Below are 9459 nucleotides of genomic sequence, written 5' to 3' on the forward strand. Positions count from 1 at the left end.
CGGCTGGGCGGGGAGTCGTCTCAGCGGGCGACGCGCGAAGAAGTGAACCGCAGACTGCGGGCTCGGTCGGGGAACCGTCGACTACTCGTCGTCGCTGTCCTCGTCCGACTGCTCCGCAGACGCCTCCTTGTCCGCCTGCGCCTGCTCGGCGCGTTCGGTCAGTTCCGCGGAGCCGCCGGCCTCCTCGATGAGGCGACGGGCCTCGGCGGTGAACGCGTCGGCCGTGACGTGCAGTTCCCCGCGGACCTGTCCGCCGCCGAGCACCTTCACCACGTCGGCCTCGTGGCCGTCCTCGGCCACGTCGCGGGCGTCGAGGGCGTAGCCGTCGCCCTCCGCCTCCGCGAGGTCCTCCGCCGCCAGCAGGGCGGCGTCCTCGTCCAACTTCTGGACGGAGACCTCGACGACCTCGTCTTGGACGCCCTGCGGGCGCTTGAAGCCGTACTTACCCAGCGGACCGTACAGCTGCCGTTCGTGCTTCTTGCGGCCGGCCGCACCGCGACCGCCCCGGTGACCGGCGCCGCGCCGGTTCTTGTGGGAGCCGCCGCCGTGCGTGCGCGAACCGCGCTGGCGTCGCTTCTTGTTCGACATTATCGCATCGCCTCCAGCAGGGTGTCGATGTCGTCGTGACGACCGAGCGCACCGCCGTTCTTCACGGCGTGCTTGATGCCGTCGTGGCCGCCGCGCGGGGCGTGCAGGCGGAGGACCGGCGAGAGGCCCTGCTCGCGCAGGGTCGTCTCCTCCTCGACCAGCGCCGCCGCGAGCGCGGACACGTCGTCGTAGTCGGTGTTGTCGGCGACCCACTCATCGTCGATGTCGGCATCGCCCTCGAGGGGCTCGCCGCGGCGCGAGAGCAGCAGCTCGACCGTCTCGGTTTCGGGCTCGCCGAACGCCACGAAGTCGTTCACCTTCGCGATCATTCCGCGGTAGGTGTCCTCCTCGGGCACCAGCGCGCAGTGGTTGATCGCGTGGATGTTGAGCATCTGCAGGGTGTCGCGCTGGGCGGCGGACATGTCGATCTCGCCGCGCAGTTGGACGACCGCCTGCATCAGCGCTCACCCTCCGCTTCGCGCTGGACGCGCCGCGCCCGATCGGGCGTGCGCGCCTGCGATGCGTTCTTCAGGGCGTTGAACGTCGCCTTCGCGAGGTTGACCGTCGTCCGCGTATTCCCCGTCGACGAGGTCCAAGCGTCCTGGACGCCCGCCAGCTCGAGGATGTTGCGGACGGTCGGCGCCGCCGCGAGGCCCAGCCCCTGCGGGGCGGGCTTGATTTCGACCTCGACGGAGCCGGCCTTGCCGGTGGCCGTCCGGGTGAGGGAGTTGACCCCGCCGGCGGAGTCCTCCCACGAGCCCGAGCCGCGGTCGACCTTGATCATGTTCAGCTTGGCCACTTCGATGGCTTTCTCGATCGCGCCGCCGACCTGGTCGTCGCGGCCCTCGGCGTAGCCGAGGTAGCCGTCGCCGTTGCCGATGGCGACGACGCAGCGGAACTTCACCCGGCGTCCGGAGTCGGTCATGCGCTGGACCATGTTGATGTCCAGTACTTCGTCCTCCAGGTCGGGGATGAGCTGGTCGACCAACTGGTACTCCTTCAGCGGGAGCCCCGAGTTGAGCGCTTGCTCCATCGAGGTGATGTCGCCCTCCTGTACCTTCCGGCCGAGCCGCGTGCGCGGCTCCCATCCGCCGTTTCTACTCATTGTCGAATTCCTCCGTCAGGGTCGCCCGAAGCTCGTCGAAGTGCTCGGGCAGGTCCGCCGCGTCGAACTCCCCGCTGTACAGCGGTTCGTCGAGCTGCTCGTCGTACTCGGCGATGTGCTCGCCGCGAGTACGCGACCAGTCCGCGAGGACGCTGTCGTTGTGGGGGATCTCGAGCCCGGCGTCGATCGCTCCTTCCTGCACCGCGAACGCCTTGTTTCCGGGCGTGGCGGTGTTCAGGCCGATGTCGAGGACGGCCTCTTCGAGGCCCGCCTCGACCGCCCGCAGTCCCGCGAGGTAGCCCGTCAGGTACGCGCTGGGGAGATTGGCCGTCGGGGCCTCCCAGCCGTAGTCTTCGAGGTCCTCGCTGGACGCGGCCGCGTGTGTCTCGTCGCCGTCGGAGCCGGGGGAAACCAGCTGCGCCCTGACGTGCTTGTTCGACAGGCGCGCGACGAGGCGCGGCTTGCCGGATTTCAGCAGGCGCAACCTCTGGTGGTAGTCCGTCCGGACTTCCCGGCGGCGACGCATCGGTACCTTGTAGCGTGGTCCGGTCGCCATCAGTCGTCCTCCAGTGTTACGTCGTAGTTGTTCACGATGTACGAGTCGAGTCGTCGCACGTCCTCGAAGGACCCGCCCGAGGCCTTGTTGTACAGCTCGCGGTACTGCGAACTGTCGAGGGGCCCGTCGTCGCGGAGCTCCTTGAGGCGCGCGCGCTGGGCGCGGATCCGCGCGATCCAGTCGTCCTTGGAGCTCTGCCGGCCGCCGGCTTTCCCTTTGCGGGAGCCGGCGCCCGTGCGGTGGCCGTACGAGCGCTTCTCGTCGCGCTCGCGGGCACGGCCACGCGAGTTCCCCTTGGCGTCCTTCTCGCGGATGTTGCCCTGTTCGATCTGCTCGCGGATGTCCTCACGCGTGATTGCATCCGCGAGCTCGTCCTGTGCTTCCGGGTTGAGCCAGACGCGGCTCTTGCCGATGTCGAGTTCGTCGGCGGCGAGCCGGCGCTGTGCTGCCAGGTCGCTCATTCTTCCACCTCCACTTCGACGTAGGTCGGATTGAGGACGCGGATCTCGCGGTCCTCGCACACGTCCTCGATCGCCTCGCGCTTGCGCCCGCCGACCGAGGACGCGATGCGCACGGCCTCGGTCGCCGGGTCGACGCCTTCGAGATCGTCCGTGTTGAACACGCGGACCTCCTCGAAGCCGCTCGGGTGCAGGCCGCGGGCGGCCGTCGGCGAGCGGTAGCCGGCCTCGACCTTCGGGCCCTTGCCCTTGATGCTGCGGCGCTGCTTCGACAGCTGGCCGCGCGGGCGCCGCCACGAGGTCGGGATCCGCTTCTTTTTGTGGTAGTCCTGCCGGTTGAACTGCGGCGTGGACTCCCGGTGCTTCTTGGCGAGCGCGCGGGCGCGCTCGTCGTCGAGGTCGGGCGTCTTGTCCGCGTGACCGCGCGGACGCAGCTCCGTCTCGACGTCCTCTTCCTCGGCCGCCTCGGCCTCGGCTTCGGACTCGTCTTCTTCGATCTCTGCGTCGGTCTCGGACTCGACCTCGAGTCCGCCCACGTCGGCCTTGATGCGGGCCGCGAGGGCGTTCCCGACGCCGTCGACCTCCGCGAGCTCGGACTGCGAGGCCGCCTTCACGTCCTCGACGGTCTCGTAGCTGGCCTCGCGCAGCGCGTCGGCCTTCGACGGACCGACCCCGGAGATGTCCTCGAGCGAGTCGATGTCGTCGCTCATTTACACATCACCCGTGGGGGTTCGCGTGATGTACACGCCGTCCTGGAAGACGCGCGTGTCCTTGTCCGTCACGCGGGTGAGCTGTTCGATGCTGGCGGCCGTCTGGCCGACGTCCTCCTTGGACGGGCCGGTCAAGACGAGCTCCTCGCCGTCGATCTGTACGTCGGTGTCGCCGCGGATCTCCGCGCGGCGGGGTGCTGTCTCCCCGAGGAAGTTCGTAATGACGACCTCGTCGCCCTCCACGTCAACGTCCATCGGGAAGTGGGCGTAGAAGACCTCCATCTCGTACTCCCATCCCTCCGTGACGCCGTGGACCATGTTGTCCACGTGGCTCTCGAAGGTGCCGACGGTCGCGCGGGTCTGGCGGTCGGCGTCGTCCGGGTACGCGATGACGACGGCGTCGTCCTCCGTGGAGACGCTCACGTCCGGGTACCACAGGCGACGCGTCACCGACCCGTTCGGCCCCTCGATCGTGAGATCGAGATGGTCGAGGTCGGCGGAGACGTCCTCGGGTAGTTCGATGTCTCGTTCCATATCAGTAGACGTATGCGATTACCTGGCCACCGATGCCCGCCTCGCGGGCCTCGTAGTGGCTCATGACGCCGTGGCTCGTGGTCACGATGAGTGCGCCGTAGTCGCGGGCGGGGAGGAACCGCTTCTCCCACTTCTCGTAGCCGTCTGCGGCCACGGAGTAGCGCGGCTTGACGGCGCCGCACTCGTTGATGGCGCCCTTCAGTTCGACCTCGAACGTTCCGGCTCTGCCGTCGTCTACGAACTCGAAGCCGCCGACGTAGCCGCTGTCGTACAGCACTTCGAGCGTGGAGCCGATGATGTTCGAGGCGGGCTGGACCGTGTATTCCAGATGACCGACGTCCTCGGCGTTGTCGAGGCCTGCGAGGGCGTCGGAGAGTGGGTCGTTTCCTGCCATTGTTATCGGTACTTCCGGAACCCCATGTCCCGGGCGACCTCGCGGAAACACTGGCGGCAGAGGTTGATGTCGTACTTGCCGACAAGGCCCTGCTTGCGCTCGCAGCGTCGGCACTCGACCTCCTGGCCGGTGCGCTTGGCTGCGTGCTCGCCCGTCTCCTCGGGTCCGCTCGTTTCGATGTCTGCGTCGCTCATTCGTTGACCTCCACGTCGAACTCGCGTTCGAGGAACGCGACGGCGTCGTCGACGCTCATCCGGTGCTTGCTCGGGATCGATCGGGTGACCTTGTCTCGCTTCGAGACGCGGTAGCCCGGCCGCGTGAGCGTCACGGTGACGTCGAGTCCGTAGATGCCGATCTGCGGGTCGTACTCCTGACTCGGGAACTCGGTGTGCTCGGCGACGCCGAAGCTCACGTTGCCCGTGTCGTCGAACTGTGAAGTCGAGAGGTCGGCCAGTTCCAGCGCGGTCGCGAGGAACTCGTCGGCGTCCTCGCCGCGGAGCGTGACCTTCGCCCCGATGGGGTCGCCGGGTCGGATGTCGAACTCGCCGATGGCGCGCTTCGCCGTCGTGCGAACCGTCTCCTGTCCGGTGATCTCCTCGAGGATCTCCTCGCCGTTTGCGAGTTCGCGGCCGCCCTGACCGACGCCCATGTGGACGACGACCTTCTCGATGCGCGGTTCGCGCATCTCGTGGAAGTCCGCCTTAGCCTCGCTCATTCGTCATCACCCACGAAGTTCTCGTCGATGACGACGACGTACTCTTCGATCGTCTCGAAGCCGGCGTCGTCTCCGTCCTCCTGTGCGACGCTCACGGCGTTGTCGCCGGAGCCGGCGGTGACGGTGATCTCGTCGATCGTCCCGATCTCGCCGGCGTGCGCGCCGGCGACCGCGGTGACGAGCGCGCCCTCCTCGTACGGGAAGTGCGCGACGACTTCCTTGGTCTCGTTGTCGACGACCAGCGAGTCGCCCCCGGCGTAGCTCCCGTCTTCGCTCACGAGGGTTGTCCCGTCGTGGAGCGTGTACTGGAAGTCGCCGCCGGCGACCTGCGTCTTGCCCGCGACCTTCCCCAGGCGCGAGGAGGCGGCCTCCTCGTCGATGGGCGTCAGCGAGAGCCGACCGCCCTCGCCGGGGAACACGCGGTAGTACTCCTCGCGCTCGGCGAACGCCAGGATGTCGAACATCCCGACCGGGCGGGCCTCATCGGAGACCGCCTTGCCGTTGACGAGCACGGAGCCGTGATCGAGCGCGTAGCGCGCTTCCTTCCGGGAGTCGACGTAGCCCAGCACGTCCCGAAGGACGATGAGCAGGGGCACGCCCGACTCGCCGTGCGGGCCCGCGCCCGCCTTCACGGTGAACGTCTCTTCTTTTCGCTCGATCGGCCACGAGTTCGGGGCCGACAGTCGCTTCTGGTGGTTACTCATGTTATGCAGCCTCCTCGTCGGACTCCAGACGCGCCTCCCGGCGGTCGTCCTCGAGGTCGAGGTCGACGACGCGCACGTTCGAGGCGTCGAGCGGGCGCGGGGTCTCCTCCCCGTCGGCCTTCTCGACGACGATGTCCTCGACGTGGATCACCGACTCGCGGAGATCCACCTCGAGCACCTCGCCCTCCTCGCCCGCGAAGTCGCCGCGCATGACCTCGACGGTGTCGCCCGCGTTGACGCGGACGTTCCGCTGGCCGTACTCCTCACGGAGATCCTCCGAGAGGGTGGCGCGAACGAGCTTCTGCCGCTCGTGGAGCGGCGCGTCTCGGGTCCGGGTGCGCTGTTTGTGCGGTTGTTCGCTCATACGATCTGAGTCGCGGTGGATGCGATGCTCCCGAAGCGTTCGGCGACCTCGCGCGCGACGGGACCTTTGATCTCGGTCCCGCGCGGCTCCTCCATGTCGTCGATCACGACGGCGGCGTTGTCCGCGAACTTCACGCGGGTGCCGTCGGGTCGACGGATGGGCTTGCGCTGGCGGACCACGACGGCCTCCAGCACCTGGCGCCGCATCTCTGGCGTCCCCTTGGTCACCGAGACGGTGACCTTGTCGGCGACGCCCGCTTTGGGGTGGCGATTCTTCGTGCCCGAGTAGCCCGACACGGAGATGACCTTCAGCTCACGGGCGCCGGTGTTGTCGGCGCACGCAATCAGCGAGCCCTTTTCCAGGCCCTGCGTGACATCGGCCTTGAGGGCCTCCATCAGGCATCACCGTCCGTGTCGAGCTGTTCGACCACGACGTGGCTCTTCGTCTTCGACAGCGGCCGCGTCTCGGCGATGCGGACCTGATCGCCCTCCTCGACGTCGAGGCAGGGAGACAGGTGCGCCGGAACGCGGCTTCGTCGTTTCATGTACCGGTCGTACTTCGGCACGAATACGTCGTATTCGCGCTCGACGACGACCGTCTTGTCCATCGATGTGGAGGCGACCGTTCCTTCGAGCGTCTGTCCGCGCACGGAAAGTGATCCGTGAAACGGGCAGTTCTCGTCGGAGCAGGCTTCCTCCGGTTCTGTTACGTTCAGTCCGATTGCCATTAGTGATCACCCGCACGTTCCGTGCGGAAGGCGGGTCGTGAGAGCAGTCTGGCCCCATCCACCGTAACGGAGACCGCGTCCTCGCAACCGTCCGACTGACCGGCTGTGACCCCGGTAGTATCGTACTGTCCGCGCGCTCCGGCCAGTGTGGAGCGCGCCGACGACGGAAGTTCGAACGCGGACCCGGGGGCCTTGCGGTCCCCCGCGGCTTCATCTGTGTCGAGCGGAGACTCGCGTCCGCGAGACTCATCTGTGTCGAGCGGAGACTCGCGTCCGCGAGGCGCGCCCGTGCTGGGCTCGGTGTGACGGCGGCCCACGCCGTCTCCCGATTCCTGCGCGGAGAGGACGAACCGGAACGTCGTCCCCTCCTTCGGCACCTGCTTGTCTCCCCGAGACGTGCGCACCGTGAGGGTGCGCATGCTCTCGGACACGACGACGCCAGCCAGCCCGACGTGGGCGTCGCTGGCGGCGGCGGCCACCCGTACGGGGAGGCCGCGAAGTTCGTGTCGCGTGAGCGTCTCGGGGGTCAGTGCCATGTTATTCGTCGGTGTCGTCCAGGTCGCCTTCCTCGCGCTGGATCGTCTTGATCCGCGCGATGGTGCGCTTCAGCTCGCCGACGCGCCCCGGGTTCTCCGGGGCGCCGCCGGCCGCCTGCACGGCCTTCGCGTTGAGCAGTTCGGTCTCGAACTCCTCCAGTTCGGCCTCGCGCTCGGCGGGCGTCATGTCGCGGATCTCCTGGGTGTGGAGGATCGCCATCGGTTACTCCTCCTCCTCGTCGTCCGCGTCGGTTTCGTCGTCCGCTTCCATCTCCGCGACGAGGTCCTCGGCCTCGGACTCGACCTCCTCGTCGAGTTCGTCGAGCTCGGGCTCTTCGGCTTCCTCCTCGGGCTCGGCGGTCTCGGCGGCGTCGCCGTCGGCCGTCTCGTCGGCCTCGATGACCTCCTCGACGACCTCCTCGTCGATGACGTCCTCGTCGTCGCCGGCGACCTCCGACTCGTCGAAGTCGGGCTCGTCGCCGGGGATCTCCGGCTCCGTCTCCGGGACCTCCTCGTCGTCCACGTCGGCCAGCAGGTCCTCGACGCCCTCGCCGGACGCGGACGCCTGCTCGACCTCGGGCGCGTCCGCGTCCTCGGCGATCTCGAAGTCGTCGGGCAGCACCGCGCCCGGCGGGATGATCTTCACGGTGACGCCGATGGTGCCGAGCTTCATGACCGCGACGCCCTGGCCCTCGTCGACGACCTCCTCGGCGGGCTCGCCGTTGTGCTTGATGTAGCCGCGGTTGAACTTCTCCACGCGCGAGCGGGCGCCCGTGACCTTCCCGGAGAGTACGATCTCGGCGCCCAGCGCGCCCGCGTCCATGATCCGGTCGATCGTGGTGTGGCCCGCGCGGCGGAAGTACCAGCCGCGCTCGAGAGCGTTCGCGAGACGGTCCGCGACGATCTTCGCGTTGAGGTCGGGTTCGTCGACCTCCTGCACGTCGATCTGCGGGTCGTCCATGTCGAAGCGCTCCTCGAGCTCGGTGGTCACCTTGCGGATGTTCTTCCCGCCCTTGCCGATCACCATGCCGGGCTTCTCGGCCTTGAGCACGATCTGGGTGCCCATGGGCGTCTTCGCGACTTCCATCCCGCCGTAGCCGGCGCGACCGAGCTCGTCCTCGAAGAACTCGTTGATCTGGCTCCGCTGGAGCCCGTCCTCGATGAACTGGTGCTCGTCCGCCATGTTATGCGTCCTCCTCGATGATCATTTCGACGTCTACTTGCGGGGTGTTCCAGGCGCTCGCGCGACCCATCGCGCGTGGCTTGCGGCCCTGCTGCTCGCCGACCTTGTGGGCGGCGACGTGTTTGATCGTCATCGACTCGCCGTCGAACCCCTGCTCGTCGGCGTTGTGCTTGACGTTCTCAAGGAGCTTCAGGAAGTCCTTGGAGGCCTTCTCGGGGTACCGGCCGGCGTCCCAGCCGTCGATGTCCGAGCGGTGACCGACGCCGGAGTTGTGCTTGCGGAACGGGACGGAGCGCTCCCCGTCGATGACCGCCTGCAGGTACTCTTCGGCGTCGGTGACTGTCTCGCCGTTCAGTTCGCGGGCGATGGCCTTGCTGTGCTTGAAGCTGATCTGCCGCTCGCGGAGCATCCCCTTGGCGGTGGTCTCCGGGTCGGCGTCGACGCTGTAGCTGATTCCCATTGTTACTTGAGGGGCACGAACTTCGAGGACCGGGTCGCGCCGATACCGGCCTGACCGTGCTCCACGGAGTTGCGGGTCAGGTTGAACTCGCCCAGGTAGTGCCCGATCATCTCGGGCTCCACCTTGACGCGCTCGAAGTGACTTCCGTCGTACACCTCGAACGTGAGGCCGACGAACGACGGGAGGATCGGCATGTCCCGGACGTGCGTCCGGATCGGGTCGTTGGCCGTCTCCTCCTCCGTGGCGTCCTCTGCGCTCTCCAGCAGCTTCTGCTGCTGGATCCCGAGTCCTCGGTCGATGGTTCGCCGCGCGCGGGCGGGAAGCAGTGCTTTGACCTCGTCGAGCTCCATTGCCTGCAGCTCGTCGAGCGTGTGGCCGCGGTAGGTGAACTCACCCTCGCGGCCGGTGCGGTATTCCGAACTCAT

19 protein-coding genes are annotated in these 9459 nt (G+C 67.9%); all 19 read right to left on the reverse strand.

Annotation, left to right across the window (positions count from 1 at the left end; genetic code table 11):
- Positions 1–81 precede the first annotated feature (81 nt).
- Genes BUE16_RS03425 through BUE16_RS03515 form a run of 19 tightly spaced genes read right to left on the reverse strand, consistent with a single transcriptional unit; the run spans position 82 to position 9459 of the window.
- On the reverse strand, positions 82–588 hold the full coding sequence (locus tag BUE16_RS03425; protein WP_073306977.1) for an uL15m family ribosomal protein: 507 nt from the start codon (positions 586–588) through the stop codon (positions 82–84).
- Positions 588–1046: a 50S ribosomal protein L30 gene (gene rpmD, locus BUE16_RS03430; protein ID WP_073306978.1), complete on the reverse strand. Its 459-nt coding sequence runs from the start codon at positions 1044–1046 to the stop codon at positions 588–590. Before rpmD ends, BUE16_RS03425 begins: the two co-directional genes overlap by 1 nt.
- Entirely contained in the window at positions 1046–1693 is a 648-nt protein-coding gene (locus BUE16_RS03435; RefSeq protein WP_073306979.1) for a 30S ribosomal protein S5, read from the reverse strand. Before BUE16_RS03435 ends, rpmD begins: the two co-directional genes overlap by 1 nt.
- Positions 1686–2249 carry a 50S ribosomal protein L18 gene (locus BUE16_RS03440; protein ID WP_073306980.1) on the reverse strand — a complete coding sequence of 188 codons (564 nt, stop codon included), beginning with the start codon at positions 2247–2249 and terminating at the stop codon, positions 1686–1688. The genes BUE16_RS03435 and BUE16_RS03440 overlap by 8 nt, the downstream gene beginning before the upstream one ends.
- The gene (locus tag BUE16_RS03445; RefSeq protein WP_073306981.1) at positions 2249–2710 is read right to left on the reverse strand and encodes a 50S ribosomal protein L19e; all 462 of its coding nucleotides are present in this window, start codon (positions 2708–2710) and stop codon (positions 2249–2251) included. Before BUE16_RS03445 ends, BUE16_RS03440 begins: the two co-directional genes overlap by 1 nt.
- Positions 2707–3417: a 50S ribosomal protein L32e gene (locus BUE16_RS03450; protein ID WP_073306982.1), complete on the reverse strand. Its 711-nt coding sequence runs from the start codon at positions 3415–3417 to the stop codon at positions 2707–2709. The genes BUE16_RS03445 and BUE16_RS03450 overlap by 4 nt, the downstream gene beginning before the upstream one ends.
- Positions 3418–3951, reverse strand: coding sequence for a 50S ribosomal protein L6 (locus BUE16_RS03455; RefSeq protein ID WP_073306983.1), 534 nt, complete (start codon positions 3949–3951; stop codon positions 3418–3420).
- Position 3952: 1 nt separating this feature from the next.
- On the reverse strand, positions 3953–4345 hold the full coding sequence (locus BUE16_RS03460; RefSeq protein ID WP_073306984.1) for a 30S ribosomal protein S8: 393 nt from the start codon (positions 4343–4345) through the stop codon (positions 3953–3955).
- 2 nt (positions 4346–4347) lie between these two features.
- Positions 4348–4539: a 30S ribosomal protein S14 gene (locus BUE16_RS03465; protein ID WP_073306985.1), complete on the reverse strand. Its 192-nt coding sequence runs from the start codon at positions 4537–4539 to the stop codon at positions 4348–4350.
- Complete coding sequence (locus BUE16_RS03470; RefSeq protein ID WP_073306986.1) at positions 4536–5060, reverse strand: 50S ribosomal protein L5; 525 nt, start codon at positions 5058–5060, stop codon at positions 4536–4538. Before BUE16_RS03470 ends, BUE16_RS03465 begins: the two co-directional genes overlap by 4 nt.
- On the reverse strand, positions 5057–5764 hold the full coding sequence (locus tag BUE16_RS03475; RefSeq protein WP_073306987.1) for a 30S ribosomal protein S4e: 708 nt from the start codon (positions 5762–5764) through the stop codon (positions 5057–5059). The genes BUE16_RS03470 and BUE16_RS03475 overlap by 4 nt, the downstream gene beginning before the upstream one ends.
- A 1-nt stretch (position 5765) precedes the next feature.
- Positions 5766–6128, reverse strand: a complete 363-nt coding sequence (gene rplX / locus BUE16_RS03480; protein WP_073306988.1) for a 50S ribosomal protein L24 — start codon at positions 6126–6128, stop codon at positions 5766–5768.
- Complete coding sequence (locus tag BUE16_RS03485) at positions 6125–6523, reverse strand: 50S ribosomal protein L14 (RefSeq protein WP_073306989.1); 399 nt, start codon at positions 6521–6523, stop codon at positions 6125–6127. The genes rplX and BUE16_RS03485 overlap by 4 nt, the downstream gene beginning before the upstream one ends.
- Positions 6523–6855, reverse strand: a complete 333-nt coding sequence (locus BUE16_RS03490) for a 30S ribosomal protein S17 (protein ID WP_073306990.1) — start codon at positions 6853–6855, stop codon at positions 6523–6525. Before BUE16_RS03490 ends, BUE16_RS03485 begins: the two co-directional genes overlap by 1 nt.
- Complete coding sequence (locus BUE16_RS03495; protein ID WP_073306991.1) at positions 6855–7391, reverse strand: ribonuclease P protein subunit; 537 nt, start codon at positions 7389–7391, stop codon at positions 6855–6857. Before BUE16_RS03495 ends, BUE16_RS03490 begins: the two co-directional genes overlap by 1 nt.
- 1 nt (position 7392) lies before the next feature.
- Positions 7393–7611, reverse strand: a complete 219-nt coding sequence (gene rpmC / locus BUE16_RS03500) for a 50S ribosomal protein L29 (RefSeq protein WP_073306992.1) — start codon at positions 7609–7611, stop codon at positions 7393–7395.
- 3 nt (positions 7612–7614) lie between these two features.
- Positions 7615–8574: a 30S ribosomal protein S3 gene (locus BUE16_RS03505; protein WP_073306993.1), complete on the reverse strand. Its 960-nt coding sequence runs from the start codon at positions 8572–8574 to the stop codon at positions 7615–7617.
- Position 8575: 1 nt separating this feature from the next.
- Positions 8576–9034: a 50S ribosomal protein L22 gene (locus tag BUE16_RS03510; RefSeq protein ID WP_073306994.1), complete on the reverse strand. Its 459-nt coding sequence runs from the start codon at positions 9032–9034 to the stop codon at positions 8576–8578.
- A gap of 2 nt (positions 9035–9036) precedes the next feature.
- Entirely contained in the window at positions 9037–9459 is a 423-nt protein-coding gene (locus BUE16_RS03515) for a 30S ribosomal protein S19 (RefSeq protein ID WP_073306995.1), read from the reverse strand.

The organism is Halobaculum gomorrense, assembly GCF_900129775.1.
Lineage (GTDB): Archaea > Halobacteriota > Halobacteria > Halobacteriales > Haloferacaceae > Halobaculum > Halobaculum gomorrense.